The sequence below is a fragment of the Staphylococcus taiwanensis genome (assembly GCA_020544305.1).
Classification (GTDB): Bacteria; Bacillota; Bacilli; order Staphylococcales; family Staphylococcaceae; genus Staphylococcus; species Staphylococcus taiwanensis.
This window is the reverse complement of the sequence record CP058667.1, coordinates 1,588,437-1,607,578: the sequence shown is the minus strand read 5'-3', so window position 1 is coordinate 1,607,578 and position 19,142 is coordinate 1,588,437. Positions and strand designations below refer to the sequence as shown.

Annotated in this window: 16 protein-coding genes; 15 read left to right on the top strand and 1 reads right to left on the bottom strand. The window is 32.7% G+C overall.

Annotated features, from left to right (window positions below):
* Window positions 1-8: 8 nt before the first annotated feature.
* The 15 genes from ribF to rny all read left to right on the top strand — a co-directional run bounded on the left by ribF (window position 9) and on the right by rny (window position 18,557).
* Complete coding sequence (gene ribF, locus HYI43_07610) at window positions 9-980, top strand: riboflavin biosynthesis protein RibF (protein ID UDI78414.1); 972 nt, start codon at window positions 9-11, stop codon at window positions 978-980.
* 112 nt (window positions 981-1,092) lie between these two features.
* Entirely contained in the window at window positions 1,093-1,362 is a 270-nt protein-coding gene (rpsO, locus tag HYI43_07605; protein ID UDI78413.1) for a 30S ribosomal protein S15, read from the top strand.
* Between the two features lie 135 nt (window positions 1,363-1,497).
* Complete coding sequence (gene pnp, locus HYI43_07600; protein UDI78412.1) at window positions 1,498-3,594, top strand: polyribonucleotide nucleotidyltransferase; 2,097 nt, start codon at window positions 1,498-1,500, stop codon at window positions 3,592-3,594.
* 313 nt (window positions 3,595-3,907) lie between these two features.
* Window positions 3,908-5,581 (top strand): ribonuclease J, encoded by a 1,674-nt coding sequence (locus tag HYI43_07595; protein ID UDI78411.1) that lies wholly within the window; start codon window positions 3,908-3,910, stop codon window positions 5,579-5,581.
* Between the two features lie 237 nt (window positions 5,582-5,818).
* Window positions 5,819-8,224, top strand: a complete 2,406-nt coding sequence (locus HYI43_07590) for a DNA translocase FtsK (GenBank protein UDI78410.1) — start codon at window positions 5,819-5,821, stop codon at window positions 8,222-8,224.
* 4 nt (window positions 8,225-8,228) lie between these two features.
* Window positions 8,229-8,945 (top strand): GntR family transcriptional regulator, encoded by a 717-nt coding sequence (locus HYI43_07585; GenBank protein UDI78409.1) that lies wholly within the window; start codon window positions 8,229-8,231, stop codon window positions 8,943-8,945.
* A 100-nt stretch (window positions 8,946-9,045) separates the two neighbouring features.
* Window positions 9,046-10,248 carry an insulinase family protein gene (locus HYI43_07580; protein UDI79288.1) on the top strand — a complete coding sequence of 401 codons (1,203 nt, stop codon included), beginning with the start codon at window positions 9,046-9,048 and terminating at the stop codon, window positions 10,246-10,248.
* Complete coding sequence (locus HYI43_07575) at window positions 10,245-11,534, top strand: insulinase family protein (GenBank protein ID UDI78408.1); 1,290 nt, start codon at window positions 10,245-10,247, stop codon at window positions 11,532-11,534. Before HYI43_07580 ends, HYI43_07575 begins: the two co-directional genes overlap by 4 nt.
* Window positions 11,534-12,238, top strand: a complete 705-nt coding sequence (locus tag HYI43_07570) for an SDR family oxidoreductase (protein UDI78407.1) — start codon at window positions 11,534-11,536, stop codon at window positions 12,236-12,238. The genes HYI43_07575 and HYI43_07570 overlap by 1 nt, the downstream gene beginning before the upstream one ends.
* Before the next feature lie 133 nt (window positions 12,239-12,371).
* Entirely contained in the window at window positions 12,372-13,202 is an 831-nt protein-coding gene (locus tag HYI43_07565) for a YmfK family protein (protein ID UDI78406.1), read from the top strand.
* A gap of 21 nt (window positions 13,203-13,223) precedes the next feature.
* Window positions 13,224-13,616 (top strand): helix-turn-helix domain-containing protein, encoded by a 393-nt coding sequence (locus tag HYI43_07560; protein ID UDI78405.1) that lies wholly within the window; start codon window positions 13,224-13,226, stop codon window positions 13,614-13,616.
* Window positions 13,617-13,648: 32 nt separating this feature from the next.
* Window positions 13,649-14,224 carry a CDP-diacylglycerol--glycerol-3-phosphate 3-phosphatidyltransferase gene (gene pgsA, locus HYI43_07555; protein ID UDI78404.1) on the top strand — a complete coding sequence of 192 codons (576 nt, stop codon included), beginning with the start codon at window positions 13,649-13,651 and terminating at the stop codon, window positions 14,222-14,224.
* Window positions 14,225-14,380: 156 nt separating this feature from the next.
* A complete protein-coding gene (locus tag HYI43_07550) occupies window positions 14,381-15,520 on the top strand; it encodes a CinA family nicotinamide mononucleotide deamidase-related protein (GenBank protein UDI78403.1) in 1,140 nt (379 codons plus the stop codon).
* A 176-nt stretch (window positions 15,521-15,696) separates the two neighbouring features.
* Window positions 15,697-16,743: a recombinase RecA gene (gene recA, locus HYI43_07545; GenBank protein ID UDI78402.1), complete on the top strand. Its 1,047-nt coding sequence runs from the start codon at window positions 15,697-15,699 to the stop codon at window positions 16,741-16,743.
* A gap of 254 nt (window positions 16,744-16,997) precedes the next feature.
* Window positions 16,998-18,557 carry a ribonuclease Y gene (rny, locus tag HYI43_07540; protein ID UDI78401.1) on the top strand — a complete coding sequence of 520 codons (1,560 nt, stop codon included), beginning with the start codon at window positions 16,998-17,000 and terminating at the stop codon, window positions 18,555-18,557.
* Window positions 18,558-18,783: 226 nt separating this feature from the next.
* Here the strand turns inward: rny and HYI43_07535 are convergent, their stop codons facing one another.
* The gene (locus tag HYI43_07535) at window positions 18,784-18,999 is read right to left on the bottom strand and encodes a hypothetical protein (protein UDI78400.1); all 216 of its coding nucleotides are present in this window, start codon (window positions 18,997-18,999) and stop codon (window positions 18,784-18,786) included.
* Between the last annotated feature and the right edge of the window lie 143 nt (window positions 19,000-19,142).

Sequence of the window (19,142 nt, the reverse complement as noted above, 5' to 3'; positions counted from 1 at the left end):
TTAGAGTTATGAAAGTGATAGAAGTAACCCATCCGATTCAACCAAATCAACTTATAAAAGAAGATGTCGCAATGGCATTTGGATTTTTTGATGGAATGCATCGTGGTCATATTAAAGTGTTTGAGGCATTAAATGCGCGTGCAAAAGAGCATCATTTAAAAAAGGCAGTTACAACTTTTGACCCACATCCTTCTGTAGTGTTAAATCCGGAACGTAAACGTACGGATTATTTAACACCACTTTCTGATAAAATTGAAATGATTGAACAACAAGATGTTGATTATTGCATTGTAATTAATTTTTCATCTCGTTTTGCGAATGTAACAGCAGAAGAGTTTGTTGAAGACTATATTATCAATAATCATGTCAAAGAAGTAATCGCAGGTTTCGATTATACTTATGGTAAATTTGGAAAAGGCAATATGTCTGTTTTAAATGAAATGGATGATTTTAATACTACAATTGTAGGTAAACAAGAGATAGAAACTGAGAAGATTTCTACGACTTCAATAAGAGCTGCATTACAAGAAGGTAATTTGAAAAAAGCCAATGATCAATTAGGTTACTTATACAGAATTAAAGGTACTGTTGTACAAGGTGAAAAACGTGGTCGTACTATTGGTTTTCCAACAGCAAATGTGCAACCAAGTGATGATTACGTTTTACCTAAAAAAGGTGTTTATGCAGTGAGTATAGCCATTGGTGCTGAAAATAAAATTTATCGTGGTGTAGCAAATGTGGGCGTCAAGCCAACATTTCATGATCCATCGAAAGCAGAAGTCGTTATTGAAGTGAATATTTTTGATTTTGAAGATAATATTTATGGAGAACGCGTTATCGTATATTGGCATCATTACTTAAGACCTGAAGTTAAGTTTGATGGTATTGACCCATTAGTTGAACAAATGAACAATGATAAAGAAAAAGCGAAATATCTTCTTGCGGTTGATTTCGGAGATGATGTATCGTATAATATTTAAAGTTGAGTGCGAATATACGTACTAACATAAATTATTCCTTTATCTTGGCGGGTTGAGACTCCGACGCCTAGCTCAGATTAAGGTGTATACAAATTTTAGGAGGAATTTAATTATGGCAATTACTCAAGAACGTAAAAATGAAATTATCAAAGAATATCGTGTACACGAAACTGACACTGGTTCACCAGAAGTACAAATCGCTGTTTTAACTGCAGAAATCGCTGCATTAAACGAACACTTACGTGAACATAAAAAAGACCACCATTCACGTCGTGGATTATTAAAAATGGTAGGTCGTCGTCGTCACTTATTAAACTACTTACGTAGTAAAGATATTCAACGTTACCGTGAATTAATTAAATCATTAGGTATCCGTCGTTAATTTTAATATATCAAAAGGAAAGCACCACTTTGTTTGGTACTTTCCTTTTTTTATCGTTTTATTTAAATCATCAATATAAAATTATAAAAATAAATGATATGATGTAGTTATTAGATTTCAGAGAGGAGATTCATAATGTCTCAAGAAAAGAAAGTTTTTAAAACTGAGTGGGCTGGAAGATCATTAACGATTGAGACAGGTCAATTAGCAAAACAAGCTAATGGGGCAGTTTTGGTACGTTATGGAGATACTGTTGTATTATCAACTGCTGTAGCTTCAAAAGAACCGCGTGATGGTGACTTTTTCCCATTAACTGTAAATTATGAAGAAAAAATGTATGCTGCTGGTAAAATTCCTGGTGGCTTTAAAAAACGTGAAGGTCGTCCTGGAGACGATGCTACATTAACTGCACGTTTAATCGATAGACCGATTCGACCACTTTTCCCAAAAGGATATCGTCATGATGTACAAATAATGAATACAGTACTAAGTGCAGATCCAGATTGTTCGCCTGAAATGGCAGCGATGATTGGTTCATCTATGGCATTGAGCATATCAGATATTCCGTTCCAAGGGCCTATTGCTGGCGTTAACGTAGGTTATGTCGATGGAAAATATGTGATTAATCCAACGCTTGCAGAAAAAGAAGTATCACGCTTAGATTTAGAAGTAGCTGGACATAAAGACGCAGTTAACATGGTTGAAGCGGGTGCAAGTGAAATCACTGAAAAAGAAATGCTTGAAGCTATCTTCTTTGGTCATGAAGAAATTAAACGTTTAGTAGCATTCCAAGAAGAAGTAGTAGAACATGTTCAGCCAGTGAAAAAAGAATTTATTCCAGTTGAACGTGATGAAGCACTTGTTTCAAGAGTAAAAGCACTTACTGAAGAAAAAGGATTAAAAGAAACAGTGCTTACATTTGATAAACAACAACGTGATGAGAATTTAGATGCTTTAAAAGCTGATATTGCAACTGAATTTGTGGATGAAGCAGATCCTGAAAATGATTTACTAATTGATGAAGTATACGCAATACTAAATGATTTAGTAAAAGAAGAAGTGCGTCGCTTAATTGCAGATGAAAAAATCAGACCTGATGGCCGTAAACCAGACGAAATTAGACCACTTGAATCAGAAGTAGGATTATTGCCTCGTGCTCATGGTTCAGGATTATTTACTCGTGGTCAAACACAAGCGTTATCAGTGTTAACGTTAGGTGCATTAGGAGATTATCAACTTATTGATGGATTAGGTCCTGAACAAGAAAAACGTTTCATGCATCACTATAATTTCCCTAACTTCTCAGTTGGTGAAACTGGACCAGTTAGAGCGCCAGGACGTCGTGAAATCGGACATGGTGCATTAGGAGAAAGAGCACTAAAATATATTATTCCAGATACATCTGAGTTCCCTTACACAGTACGTATCGTCAGTGAAGTTCTAGAATCAAATGGTTCTTCATCACAAGCATCAATTTGTGGTTCTACATTAGCACTTATGGATGCTGGTGTACCAATTAAAGCGCCAGTAGCTGGTATTGCAATGGGCTTAGTTACACGTGAAGATAGCTATACAATCTTAACTGATATCCAAGGTATGGAAGATGCTTTAGGCGATATGGACTTTAAAGTTGCCGGTACAAAAGATGGTATCACAGCAATCCAAATGGATATCAAAATTGATGGTTTAACACGTGAAGTGATTGAAGAAGCACTTGAACAAGCACGTCAAGGTCGTTTAGCAATCATGGATCACATGTTACAAACAATTGATCAACCACGTAAAGAATTAAGTGCATACGCACCTAAAGTGGAAATTATGACGATTAAACCTGAAAAAATCAGAGACGTTATTGGACCAGGTGGTAAGAAAATTAATGAAATCATTGATGAAACAGGTGTCAAACTTGATATTGAACAAGATGGTACAATCTTTATCGGTGCAGTTGATCAAGCAATGATTAATCGTGCGCGTGAAATTATTGAAGAAATCACACGTGAAGCTGAAGTTGGACAAGTATATAACGCTAAAGTAAAACGTATTGAAAAATACGGTGCTTTCGTTGAATTGTTCCCAGGTAAGGATGCTTTATTACACATTTCTCAAATTTCTAAAGAACGCATAAATAAAGTTGAAGATGTATTAACCATTGGCGATACAATTGAAGTGAAAATTACTGAAATCGATAAACAAGGACGTGTCAATGCGTCTCATAAAGCTTTAGATGAATAGGTAATTAGTAGTGAGGTTGAAGGTAGTTTTAAATTATCACAACCTCATTTTTTAACGCGTTTATGAACTATAAAAATTTGTGATAAATTTTAAATATATATTTTTTAATGAAACAATGAGAACTTTTTGAAGTGTCATTGTTTCTTTTTTATTTTCAGAAAAAGTGAATTTAAATAAAAGGGTGTTAAACAATTGATACTAATATGATATAAGCACATCTTGAACTACTTTAATAGTGTACATCCAACATAAATTAAATTATAATAAAATATGAGTTTATATGGACGGGGATTTTTATATAGGAGGTAACATTTTGAGTTTAGTAAAGAAAAAAAATGACGATATTCGCATTATTCCACTTGGTGGTGTTGGCGAAATCGCTAAAAATATGTATATCGTTGAAGTAGACGATGAAATGTTTATGTTAGATGCAGGATTAATGTTTCCTGAAGATGAAATGTTAGGTGTAGATATTGTTATTCCTGACATTCAATATGTTATAGAGAATAAAGATAAATTAAAAGGTATCTTTTTAAGTCATGGCCATGAACATGCGATTGGAGCGGTAAGTTATATTTTAGAACAAATTGATGCGCCAGTTTATGGTTCTAAATTGACTTTAGCACTTGTAAAAGAAAATATGAAAGCACGAAACATTAAGAAAAAGGTTCGTTACTACACTGTAAATCATGATTCAGTAATGCGCTTTAAAAATGTTAATATAACATTCTTTAATACAACGCATAGTATTCCTGATAGTTTAGGTATTTGTATTCATACTTCATACGGTTCAATTGTTTATACTGGTGAATTTAAGTTTGATCAAAGTTTACAAGGACATTACGCACCTGATATTAAGAAAATGGCTGAAATTGGTGAAGAAGGTGTGTTTGCACTAATCAGTGATTCAACTGAAGCGGAAAAGCCGGGATATAATACGCCTGAAAATGTCATTGAATCTCATATTTATGACGCATTTGCGAAAGTAAAAGGACGTTTGATTGTTTCTTGTTACGCTTCAAATTTCATTAGAATTCAACAAGTATTGAATACTGCAAGTAAATTAAATCGTAAAGTTTCATTTTTAGGTCGTTCATTAGAAAGTTCATTTAATATTGCACGTAAAATGGGATACTTCGATATTCCAAAAGATTTATTAATCCCTATTAATGAAGTAAATAATTATCCTAAAAATGAAGTTGTGATTATTGCTACAGGTATGGAAGGCGAACCAATTGAAGCATTAAGTCAAATGGCTCAACATAAACACAAAATTATGAATATTGAAGAAGGCGATTCAGTTTATTTAGCAATTACTGCTTCAGCTAATATGGAAGTGATTATTGCAGATACTTTAAATGAATTAAGTCGAGCAGGCGCTAATATCATCCCTAATAATAAGAAAATTCATGCTTCTAGTCACGGTTGTATGGAAGAATTAAAAATGATGATTAATATGATGAAACCTGAATATTTCATTCCTGTTCAAGGTGAGTTTAAAATGCAAATCGCCCATGCTAAATTAGCTAATGAAGCTGGTGTTGCACCTGAGAAAATTTTCTTAGTTGAAAAAGGTGACGTTATTCATTATGATGGCAAAAATATGGTGTTGAATGAAAAAGTTACATCAGGCAATATTCTAATTGATGGTATTGGTGTAGGAGATGTAGGTAATATTGTATTAAGAGATCGTCATTTACTAGCGGAAGACGGTATCTTTATTGCAGTAGTGACTTTAGATCCTAAAAATAGACGAATCGCTGCTGGACCTGAAATTCAATCACGTGGTTTTGTTTATGTTCGTGAGAGTGAAGAACTTATGAAAGAAGCTGAAGAAAAGGTACGTGAAATTGTTGAAGCAGGTTTGCAAGAGAAACGTATTGAATGGTCAGACATCAAACAAAATATGCGTGATCAAATTAGTAAATTATTATTTGAAAGCACGAAACGTCGTCCAATGATTATACCAGTCATTTCTGAAATATAAGATATATACAATCAAAAAGAGGTCGGGACAACATTACAGTTGTGAAATAATGCATTATAGTAATGAATATTATAATTACGTTATTCACTTTAATAGGCTAATCTAGTCTGAATCTGTATGATATTGTCTCAACCTCTTTCATAATTTTAAAATTATTTAAAAATACATATGATTTAGCTTTAAATTTAAAAATAAATAGCCACATACAATGCGAGAAATAAAAGAAGGTGTACAATTTTGCCACAAACTAAGAAAAAACCGGCTACTAGAAAAAAGAGAACAACTACTCAAAAATCAAAAAAGAAAGCACAACAAAAAAAAGATAGTTCATTAAGATACCTCATTGCCATTGTAGTTGTCATAATATCTGTGTTAGGTATGTTTCAATTAGGTATTGTTGGACGAATGATAGATAGCTTTTTTAATTATTTATTTGGTACAAGTCGCTATCTTACTTATATTTTAATCAGTTTGATATCTATTTATATAGCAATGCAACGAAAGTTCCCTAAAACAAGACGAACTTTTGGATTGATATTACTACAAGTTGTATTATTAATTATCACACAAATTATTTATCATTTTAAAAAAGGAATTGTAGCAGAGAGAGAACCAGTTCTATCTTATGTGTATAAGGCATATGAACATACACATTTTCCAGATTTTGGAGGAGGGTTAATTGGTTTTTACTTATTGAAAATCTTTGTTCCGCTTATTTCTATTGCTGGCGTCATCATCATTACGTTACTCTTGTTAGCATCTAGTATTATCTTATTGATGAAATTACGTCATAGAGATGTTTTAAGAGCAACAATTGATAAAATGAAAAGTTCTAGTGAAAGTGCGTCATCTAATTTTAAAGAAAAAAGAGCACAAAACAAAGTTAAAAGAGAACAACGCCAGATTGAAAAAGAAGAACAAGCACGTGAACGAGAATTACAAAAGGAACGTGAACAAGAACGAAATAATGTTAAAGATGTTAGTGACTTCCCAGAAATTGAATCAAACCAAGAGGATATCCCAATATACGGACACAGCGAAAATACCGAAGAGCAACCATCATCAAATAAACGTAAAAAGAGAAAATTTGATTTCAATAACAATGCTGTAGAAGAAGATTCTAAACAAACAAATGCCTCTCAACACATGCAATCAGAGTCTGATAATGAAGCAAGTGGGGATAATCAAGCAAATAGTTCTATTTCTGATGCAGGAGAAGTGGCTAATGTAGCTTACCATATTCCACCGTTATCTTTATTAAAACAACCTGCTAAACAAAAAGCGACATCAAAAACTGAAGTGCAACGTAAAGGCCAAATCTTAGAATCAACAATGAAGAATTTTGGTGTTAATGCTAAAGTAACGCAAATTAAAATCGGGCCTGCAGTAACACAATATGAAATTCAACCAGCGCAAGGTGTCAAAGTAAGTAAAATCGTTAATTTGCATAATGATATTGCACTTGCTTTAGCTGCTAAAGATGTACGTATAGAAGCACCAATACCTGGACGTTCTGCAGTAGGTATAGAGGTTCCTAATGATAAAATTTCTTTAGTAACACTTAAAGAAGTCTTAGAATCAAAATTCCCAGCAAGTAACAAATTAGAAGTTGGTTTAGGTAGAGATATTTCTGGCGAACCTATGACGATACAGTTAAATGAAATGCCTCATTTGCTTGTAGCTGGTTCAACAGGAAGCGGTAAATCAGTATGTATAAATGGTATTATTACAAGCATTCTATTAAATGCTAAACCTCACGAAGTCAAACTTATGTTAATTGACCCTAAAATGGTGGAATTAAATGTATATAATGGTGTACCACATTTATTAATTCCTGTAGTAACAAATCCGCATAAAGCATCTCAAGCTTTAGAAAAGGTAGTTGCTGAAATGGAACGTCGCTATGATTTATTCCAACATTCTTCAACTAGAAATATCGAAGGGTACAATGAATTTTTAAGACGTCAAAATGAAGAACTTGATGAAAAGCAAGCAGAACTGCCTTATATTGTTGTAATTGTGGATGAATTGGCGGATTTAATGATGGTTGCGGGTAAAGAAGTGGAGAACGCTATTCAACGTATTACACAAATGGCTCGTGCAGCTGGTATACATTTAATTGTTGCTACACAAAGACCATCAGTAGATGTTATTACTGGTATTATCAAAAACAACATACCATCACGTATTGCCTTTGCAGTGAGTTCTCAAACCGATTCTAGAACGATTATAGGTTCTGGTGGGGCTGAAAAATTATTAGGTAAAGGTGACATGCTTTATGTTGGTAATGGCGAGTCATCTCAAACAAGGGTGCAAGGGGCATTTTTAAGTGATCAAGAAGTGCAAGATGTTGTCAATTATGTCGTTGAACAACAAAAAGCGAACTATGTAAAAGAAATGGAACCAGATGCACCAGTTGATAAATCAGAAATGAAAAGTGAAGATACTCTATACGATGAAGCTTATTTATTTGTGGTTGAACAACAAAAAGCGAGTACGTCATTATTACAAAGACAATTTAGAATTGGATATAATCGAGCATCAAGATTAATGGATGACTTAGAACGTAATCAAGTTATTGGACCACAAAAAGGTAGTAAGCCAAGACAAGTATTAATAGATTTAGATGAAGAAGAGGTGTAAAACGATGACAGAGTTAAACTCAGTTTTTAAAGTAAAGGAATATATCTTTAAACAAATAAAAAGCAATGCTTTAAAACCTGGTGATAAACTTCCTAGTAATTTATCCATTGCTAGGGAAGTTAAAGTAAAAACTGATGATGTCTATGAAGCGATTGGTGAATTAATTACTGAACAAGTGTTGACTGATAACTTTGAAGAAGGCGCCAGTGTGAAGATGCTACATCCCTTCTTTTATCCTTTAAACAAACTTTTTAGTATTAACGATATGATAGAAAAAGCAGGGTACCAGGCTGGTACTGAATATTTGAGTTTAGAACAACAACCAGCCTCCATTCTGGATGCGCAAATGTTAGATATAGAAGATAAACAACCAATTACAATAATTGAACGACTTCGTACTGCAAATCATCAACCGGTTATATATTGTTTGGATAAAATAGCTGAAAATTATTTAACCTGTACAGACTATCAAGTAAGTGATGGATCAATGCTCAATGCAATTGAGTTGAATACTGGTCATAAAGTAGCGTCTGCAGAAACAGAAGTTGAAGCTATTAGTTATGAGCCACACATTTCTGACATTTTAAATGCTTCTCCACATGAAGGTTTAATGTTATTAAAAGTTGTACATTATGATGAATTGGGTAAACCTATTCTATATTCTTTAAATTATGTAAAGAGTAGCTTAGTTAAATTTAAATTGACACGCACTAAAATTTAAAAAACTTAATAAGGAGTGACAAAGAAAGTTGACTCAACAAGTAAATCAAAACAATCACGTACATATTGATGTATTACCTACAGAGAAGTTTAAAACAACGATGATTACTTTTAAATTCATGGCTCCTTTAGACTATGACACAATTACATCACGATCATTACTAAGTAAATTATTATTACGTGCAACTAAAAAATGGCCAAGTGATAAAGCATTTAGCAAACAGTTATCAGAGTTATATGGAGCATATATTAATAGTTTTGTATCAAAATTCAAAGATAAACATGTTATTACTATTTCATTAGAAATTGTAAATGAAAGATATCTTAAAGATAGTACACCATTATTTGAGAAAGGCTTAAATTTACTTTATGAGGTGATTATGAATCCTCTTGTTGAAAATGGTAAATTTAACAGCAACTTTGTTAATCAAGAAAAATCTTTATTGGCTAAAAAAATAGAATCAATGATAGATAACAAAGCACAATATTCATTTTTAAACTTACTTAAATATATGTTTAAGGATGAACCATATCGTTACCTAGCAACAGGACAAATCGAAAACATACCACAAATTACATCCGAAAATCTATACAATACATATCAATCAATGGTGAACAATGATAATTGTTCAGTTTATGTTGTAGGTAATGTGAATAAAGATGAAGTACGACATATGATACAGTCTAAATTTAATATTAAGCCTTTTGAATTAGAACATAATGATACTTCTAAGATAGAGGACTATCATGTTGAGCCACAAGTAGTTATTGATGAGGATGAAGTCGATCAAGCAAAATTGAATATGGGCTATCGTTTTCCTACTCAGTTCGGTCAAAAAGAGTATTATGCCTTAGTCGTATTAAATACAATGTTTGGCGGAGACCCATCTTCGGTCTTATTTAATGAAGTACGTGAAAAACAAAGTTTAGCGTATTCAATTCACTCTCAGTTAGATGGTAAAAATGGTTACCTCTTCGTCTTAAGTGGCGTTTCTGCTGATAAATATGAAACTGCGAAAGAAACTATATTGCAGGAATTTAATAAATTTAAGCAGGGAGAATTTGCAGATAGTAAATTAGAATTGGCTAAGAAGATTATCATTTCTCAGCGAAAAGAAATTGCTGATCGTCCTAAAAGCATAATTGAAGTAATGCAAAATCAATTATTATTAGAAACATCGCAAACGGATACAGCGTATATTGAAGCTATACAGAATGTTTCTAGAGAAGATGTAATCAATATGGCCAATAAAGCATTGCTTGATACAATTTACGTATTAACGAAAGGAGACCAAGCTGAATGAAAGAGCAATATTATGAACTAATTGATGAGAGCGTTTTTGAGCATGAACTTTCAAATGGTTTACGCTTGTTCGTGATTCCTAAAAAAGGTTTTCAGAAAACATATGTTACATACACAACACAGTTTGGTTCACTTGATAGTACATTTAAACCACATAATGAAGAAGATTTTGTTTCTGTACCTGATGGGGTGGCTCACTTTCTTGAACATAAATTATTTGAAAAAGATGATGAAGATGATTTGTTCACAGCTTTTGCAAATGACAATGCTCAAGTGAATGCATTTACAAGTTTTGATCGTACAAGCTATTTGTTTAGTGCTACTGACAATGTTGAAAGTAATATCATTCGTTTATTAAATATGGTTGAGACGCCGTACTTTTCAAAGGAAACGGTTGATAAAGAAAAAGGTATTATTGCGGAAGAAATCAAAATGTACCAAGAACAACCTGGATATAAAATAATGTTTAATACGCTTCGAGCTATGTATCAAAATCATCCTATCAAAGTGGATATTGCTGGAAGTGTAGAAAGTATTTATGACATTACTAAAGACGATTTATATTTATGTTATGAAACATTTTACCATCCATCTAATATGGTGTTGTTTGTAGTAGGTGATGTAAATCCTGATCACATTCGGAATATTGTAGAAACGCATGAAGATAAACGTGATAAAGTAAATCAACCGAGCATCGAAAGAGCAACAGTTGAAGAGCCTGAAAATGTTATTACGCCTTTTGTAAAAGAAGAAATGAAATTACAATCACCAAGATTAATGTTAGGCTTTAAAAATCAACCACTTGATGAGACACCTCAACAGTATGTGCAACGTGATTTAGAAATGACGCTATTCTTTGAATTAGTATTTGGTGAAGAAACTGAATTTTATCAAACATTATTAAATGAGAATTTAATAGACGAAACATTTGGTTATCAATTCGTTTTAGAACCTACATATAGTTTTTCAATCATTACAAGTGCGACACGTCATCCTGATCAATTAAAGGATACGTTATTAAAAGAATTAAAAACATATCGTGGTAACTTGAAAGATCAAGAAGCTTTTGATTTATTAAAAAAGCAATTCATCGGTGAATTCATCTCAAGTTTAAACTCACCTGAATATATTGCAAATCAATATGCAAAATTATACTTTGAAGGCGTTAGTGTCTTCGATATGTTAGAAATTATAGATCATATTACTTTAGATAGTATTAACAAAACTGCTATACAATACTTAAACATAGATAACGTGGTAGATAGTCGATTGGAGATAAAAGAATAATGAATGCTTTGGTATTAGGTGGATCGGGAAGCATTGGCTCTGCAATAGTTGAACGCTTACTTCAAGATGGATATAAAGTTTTTGTTCAATATTACCAATCAAATATTGAAGAATTAAGAAATAAATATCACGAGCAAGATGTTGAATTTATTCAAGCTGATTTAACGCAAAATATTGATTTAAATGAAACGTTTGGCCAAATTCAACATTTAGATTGTTTGGTGTATAGCACAGGTACAGCATTATATGGCATGTTACAAGACATGACAGATGAAGATATTGATCACAGTTATAATATACATGTAAAACAATTTATTAGATGCAGTCGCTATTTTTTGGATATATTGCGTCAAAGTAAGCATGGACGAATTATTGTAATCTCATCTATTTGGGGTGAAACTGGAGCAAGTATGGAAACCATTTACTCAGCTATGAAAAGTGCACAAATTGGCTTTGTAAAGGCGCTTAGCCAAGAATTAGCTATGACAACTGTGACAGTAAATGCTGTTACACCTGGATTTGTATCTGGAAACATGTCTCAAGCTTTCAATGAAGAAGATAAGATGGCTATCGTGTCAGAACTCCCTCAACAGAGGATGATATCACCAGCAGAAGTAGCTCATACATGCGCTTATTTATGGCATCCAATGTCACAAAGCATCACTGGTACCGTTCAAAAAGTTAATGGTGCATGGTATTTATAACGCAAAATCAGTCAATGAATACATAGGGTATTTAAAATTTTTAATTAGTAGTTGAAAATAAATGATATAATATGATTATCATTTTTGAAATATGCCGATGCTAATTTGGCTTTTAAACAAGGGGCGGATAGAGATGACTGTTGCCGAAAAGAAAGAATGGTATCTTGAATATGAAATCACTATAAATCGTGCAGGTTTGTTAGGTGATATTTCAAGTTTGCTAGGCATGTTAGGTATAAGTATTGTCACGATTAATGGGGTTGATCAAGGTCGACGTGGTTTATTGATTAAAACGGATAGCCTTGAAAAAGTTAATCGTTTTGAAAACATTATTAAAGAGCTTAATGAAATAGAAATCACTAAACTTAGAGTACCTGAACTACGTGACCGGTTGGCTGTACGTCATGGTCGTTATATCGAACAAGATGCTGATGATAAAAAGACATTCCGTTTTGAACGTGAGGATCTTGGTTTATTAGTTGATTTTCTTGCTGAACTTTTCAAAGAAGAAGGTCATAAACTTATCGGTATTCGAGGTATGCCACGAGTTGGTAAAACAGAATCTATTGTAGCTGGTAGTGTGTGTGCACATAAACGTTGGTTGTTTATTAGCTCAACTTTAATTAAACAAACTGTACGAAGCTCACTGATTAAGGGTGAGTACGATTCAAACCATGTTTATATTATTGATGGTGCTGTAACTGCGAGAGAATCTAATCCCAAACATCAGGAGTTGGTTCGCGAAGTAATGACATTACCTTCAATCAAGGTAGTTGAACATCCTGATTTATTTGTAGCATCAGGGGACTATAGTATGAATGATTTTGATTATATTATTGAGCTACGAGAAAACGAAAACCAAGAAATAGAATATGAACAAATGAAACAACAAACAGTTAAAAGTAAAAATACATTAGACTTCGGTGAGGATACCTTCGGCGGAGGATTTGGATTTTTTGAATAGTAATTGTGGAGGCTTTTAAAAGTGAGAACAATTGGTGAGACTTTAAAAGGAAGACGAGAAAGATTAGGTATGACATTGGCTGAATTGGAAGACCGCACGCAAATTAAACGTAAAACACTTAAGTTAATAGAAGAGAATCGGTTTAATGAATTAGCTAAAGTAGACTATGCCGAAGGATTTATAAGACGTTACGCAAGCGTTATCAATATGGATGCAGATCAACTTATAAACGTTCACCGTGAAGAAATCCCCAATAGTCAAAATCAATTAAATGACCTTTTAAATAAATATCAAAAAGGAGAAGCTCCGACGCATCGCACTAAGAATAAAGAACCTTTACAATTATTAGTATTTATAGGTGGATTAGTTGTAATTACTTTTATACTATGGGTACTAGCTGTGTTAATATTATAAATTAATAGATAAATTAGAAATGAGGCTTTTACATGAATATACCAAATCAGATTACAGTTTTTAGAGTAATTCTTATCCCTATATTTATTCTATTTGCTCTAGTTAACTTTGGATTTGGCAATGTATCAATTTTAGGTGGATACGAAATCCGAATTGAACAATTGATTGCTGCAATCATATTTATTGTTGCATCTTTAAGTGACTTTTTAGATGGTTACTTAGCTAGAAAATGGCATCTTGTTACAAACATGGGTAAATTTCTTGATCCATTAGCAGACAAATTATTAGTTTCTAGTGCATTAATCGTCATGGTTCAGTTAGGTTTAACGAACTCAGTTGTCGCAATTATTATTATTGCAAGAGAATTTGCCGTAACAGGCTTACGTTTATTACAAATCGAACAAGGTTTTGTAAGTGCTGCTGGACAATTAGGCAAAATTAAAACAGCTGTTACTATGGTAGCGATTATTTGGATTTTATTAGGCGATTTATTTGCCACTTGGATTGGTTTCCAAATTGGACAAGTATTACTTTATATTGGTGTTTTATTCACTATTTTATCTGGAATTGAATATTTCTATAAAGGTAGAGATGTTTTTAAACACTAATTTAGTGAAAATATAACCAAGAATACGAGTTAGAAAGATTTATATCTTATAACTGTTATTCTTGGTTTTTTTAAGCCAATTTTTAGATTTAACAAATTAATAAGTTTATAATACTTATGTTATGAAAAACGAGTTATCACTAAGGGGAGAATGTGCATGAATATTTCAATTATTGCTGTAGGTTCAGAGTTATTATTAGGTCAGATTGCGAATACAAATGGCCAATACCTATCTAAATTATTTAATAGTGTTGGAAAAAGTGTTGTCGAACATACAGTGATAGGGGATAATCCTAAAAGATTAGAATATGTCATTAAAGAGGGCCTAAAAAGATTTGATACTCTAGTTTTGACTGGTGGACTAGGACCAACTAAAGATGATTTAACAAAGCATACTGTTGCTAAAGTTTTGGAACGTGAACTTGTAACTGATGATGATGCCTTAAGTTATATTGAAAATTATTTTAAAGAACAAGGTCAAGAAATGACGCCTAATAATAAACAACAAGCACTCGTGATTGAAGGTTCAAAAGTATTAAAAAATAACTATGGTATGGCCCCAGGCATGTTGGTTGAAATCAAGGACCAAAAAGTAATTTTATTACCTGGTCCTCCTCGTGAAATGCAACCAATGGCTAAAAATGAATTATTACCTTATTTAATGGATGATGATAAAGTAATATTTTCCGAGCAGTTAAGATTTGCAGGCATTGGGGAATCAAAAGTGGAAACTGAACTAATGGATTTAATAGACCATCAAGATAATCCAACTATAGCCCCGTTAGCTGGAACTCACGAAGTATATATTAGACTTACAGCCAATGCAGATACTGAGAAGGAATGTAAGCATTTAATAGCACCAATAAAGGAAGAAATACTAAATAGAATAGGTGAATTCTATTATGGCTCAGATGATATTGTCATTGAACAATCTGTAATGAATAGAATAAGCCAAAGTTTCAGTATTTATGATGGCGTTACAGATGGCGCGTTGTATACACGTTTGAAAGCATATGATGAAAAAGAAAACTTAAAAGGGCAATTACCTGATTCTGATATCTTCATATCAAACACAAACACTGATGATGATAAACTTAAACAAGCAGCTGAATATGTTCAAAGATTGTATAAAACAGATATTGGAATCGCATTGTTGCATGATAATGAGCAAGTTTATTTAGGCATGTTAAAGGACGATGAGTTTAAAGTAGATTCATTTAAAATGCCTTTAAAAAGAAATATGTTAAAAACCAGAAGTCAAAATTATGCAATGATAAGATTACTTAATTGGCTTTAATTAGCTTAAATTTAAAGATTTTGAAGATAATTTAAGTACGTTTGTTCGTTATTGTTCCGTTTAAATTCAAAATAAGCGAACAAATATTCGCAAAAAACTTGTAATTAGATATAATAGAATGTATAGTATTAGATAAGATATTAAAAAGATAACTATCTCATTTAGGAGGTTTCGCTTTGGATAATGATCGTCAAAAAGCTTTAGATACAGTTATAAAGAATATGGAAAAATCCTTTGGTAAAGGTGCCGTAATGAAATTAGGCGATAATAAAGGTCGTCGTGTATCAAGTGTATCAAGTGGTTCTGTGACACTTGATAATGCACTCGGTGTTGGTGGGTACCCTAAAGGTAGAATTATTGAAATTTATGGACCAGAAAGTTCTGGTAAAACAACAGTAGCTTTACATGCTATTGCAGAAGTACAAAAGAATGGTGGCGTCGCTGCCTTTATTGATGCTGAACACGCACTTGATCCGGTTTATGCAGAAGCATTAGGTGTAGATATTGATAATTTATATTTATCTCAACCAGACCATGGTGAACAAGGTTTAGAGATTGCAGAAGCCTTTGTAAGAAGTGGCGCAGTAGATATCGTTGTTATTGACTCAGTAGCTGCTTTAACGCCTAAAGCAGAAATTGAAGGTGAAATGGGCGATACACATGTTGGTTTACAAGCTCGTTTAATGTCACAAGCATTACGTAAATTATCAGGTGCCATTTCTAAATCAAATACCACTGCTATTTTCATTAACCAAATTCGTGAAAAAGTAGGTGTTATGTTCGGTAATCCTGAAACCACTCCTGGTGGACGTGCACTAAAATTCTATAGCTCTGTACGTTTAGAAGTACGTCGTGCTGAACAACTAAAACAAGGACAAGATATTGTTGGTAATAGAACTAAAATTAAAGTAGTTAAAAACAAAGTTGCTCCACCATTCAGAGTAGCTGAAGTAGATATCATGTATGGTCAAGGAATTTCTAAAGAAGGCGAATTAATTGACCTTGGTGTTGAAAATGACATCGTCGATAAATCTGGAGCTTGGTATTCTTATAATGGTGAAAGAATGGGCCAAGGTAAAGAAAATGTTAAAACATACCTCAAAGAAAATCCTCAAGTTAAAGAAGAAATTGATCGTAAATTACGCGAAAAACTAGGTATTTTTGATGGTGATGTTGAGGAAAGTGAAGAAGAGACACCTCAAACATTATTCGATGAAGAATAAAGAGAGTTTATAAGATTAAGTATAAGTAAATATAAATTATATTAGCGGATGAAATGATTTCTATTTCATCCGTTTTAATCTATGAGGCAAAATTTTAGTTTAAATATATGTAATATGTATTTGTAGTGCAATTTCATATCTTGACACTACCAACTTAATAAACGTACAATTAATATGTATAATTATTATACAATTTATAAAATCATGAAGATTTTGACATACAAAGCAAATACCTAGAAAAAGGAGGTGTTTATGTGAATTTATTAAACCTCCTACTCATTTTGCTGGGGATTATTCTAGGGGTTGTTGTGGGGTATATTGTAGCCCGAAATATTTTACATCAAAAGCAATTACAAGCTAGACAAACTGCTGATGATATTATTAAGCAAGGTCAAAAAGAAGCCGAAAATATCAAAAAAGAGAAATTATTAGAGGCAAAAGAAGAAAATCAAATCATTAAAGAGCAAGCTGAAGCAGAGCTTCGCGAAAGACGTGGTGAGCTTCAAAGACAAGAAGCCCGACTTCTTCAAAAAGAGGAAAATTTAGATCGAAAATCTGATCTATTAGATAAAAAAGATGAGATTTTAGAACAAAAAGAATCTAAACTTGAAGAAAGACAACAACAAGTGGATGCAAAAGAGAGTAGTGTTCAAACATTAATAATGAAACATGAACAAGAATTAGAACGCATCTCCGGTCTCACTCAAGAAGAAGCTGTAAATGAACAACTTCATAGAGTTGAAGAAGAACTGTCACAAGATATTGCAGTACTTGTTAAAGAAAAAGAAAAAGAAGCAAAAGAAAAAGTTGATAAAAAAGCTAAAGAGTTATTAGCTACTACCGTTCAAAGATTAGCAGCTGATCACACAACTGAATCAACTGTATCAGTTGTTAATTTACCAAATGACGAGATGAAAGGTCGAATTATAGGTAGAGAAGGTAGAAATATTCGTACTTTAGAAACATTAACAGGTATCGATTTAATCATAGATGATACACCGGAAGCGGTAATATTATCTGGATTTGATCCAATCAGACGTGAAATCGCACGTACTGCATTAGTTAATTTGGTTTCAGATGGTCGTATCCATCCAGGGCGAATAGAAGAAATGGTGGATAAAGCTAGAAAAGAAGTAGATGACATCATTAGAGATGCAGGTGAACAAGCTACATTTGAAATAAATGTTCACAATATGCATCCTGATTTAGTAAAAGTACTAGGTCGTCTCAACTTTAGAACTAGTTACGGTCAAAATGTCTTGAAACATTCTATTGAAGTTGCACATTTATCAGGAATGTTAGCAGCTGAATTAGGAGAAGATGTAGGCTTAGCTAAACGTGCAGGTTTGCTTCACGATGTTGGTAAAGCCATTGACCATGAAGTTGAAGGTAGTCATGTTGAAATAGGTGTCGAATTAGCGAAAAAATATGCTGAAAATGATACTGTTATCAATGCTATTCATTCTCATCATGGTGATGTTGAACCAACGTCAATTATATCTATATTAGTTGCTGCAGCAGATGCACTTTCTGCTGCTAGACCAGGTGCTCGTAAAGAAACACTTGAGAACTATATCCGTAGATTAGAACGTTTAGAAACACTTTCAGAGAGCTATGAAGGTGTTGAAAAAGCTTTTGCTATTCAAGCAGGTAGAGAAATAAGAGTAATCGTTTCTCCTGAAGAGATAGATGACTTGAAGTCATATCGATTAGCTAGAGACATTAAAAATCAAATTGAGGAAGAATTACAATATCCTGGTCACATTAAAGTGACAGTTGTTAGAGAGACAAGAGCAGTAGAGTATGCGAAATAATTTTAACAGACCCAAGTTTTGGGTCTGTTTTTGTTTAGGTTCTTTTTTTAAAATTAAAAAAATAGTAATTTTGATTAATGCGTGCAAGGTTCAATAGTCCTTAACTTAGAAAATATTTAAAGTATTGCAAAATAAAAAGAGCAAAACAGCTTTCGTTTAGAATACCTGTCTTACTCTCATACCAAATATTTATTAAATTATTTATTATGACTTTTAATTATGTTAATTATTTAAGTTGTAAATCAGTCTTTCTTAATTCAGAAATAATTTCTGCTGTATCATAACAATTCGTAGCTATGTTTGAATATCTTTCTGCCAAACGATAAGCGTTAATATATAATTCTAAGCTTTCTTTAGCAATATCTTCAGCATCTTCTGATTTAGATGGGTTAGACTTAACCACTAATTCTGCAAACTTTTCTGGATCAATATTAATTGACATGTATTTTTTACAACTCCTATATATTTTATAAATTTATCTTAACATATGTTGTATACATGCTAAAGTAAAGCGAAATAGAATTTTTAAAAGAGTTTAAATCGTCTCTTTTATTCTGAGCTTATATGAATTAAACTATTTCTATG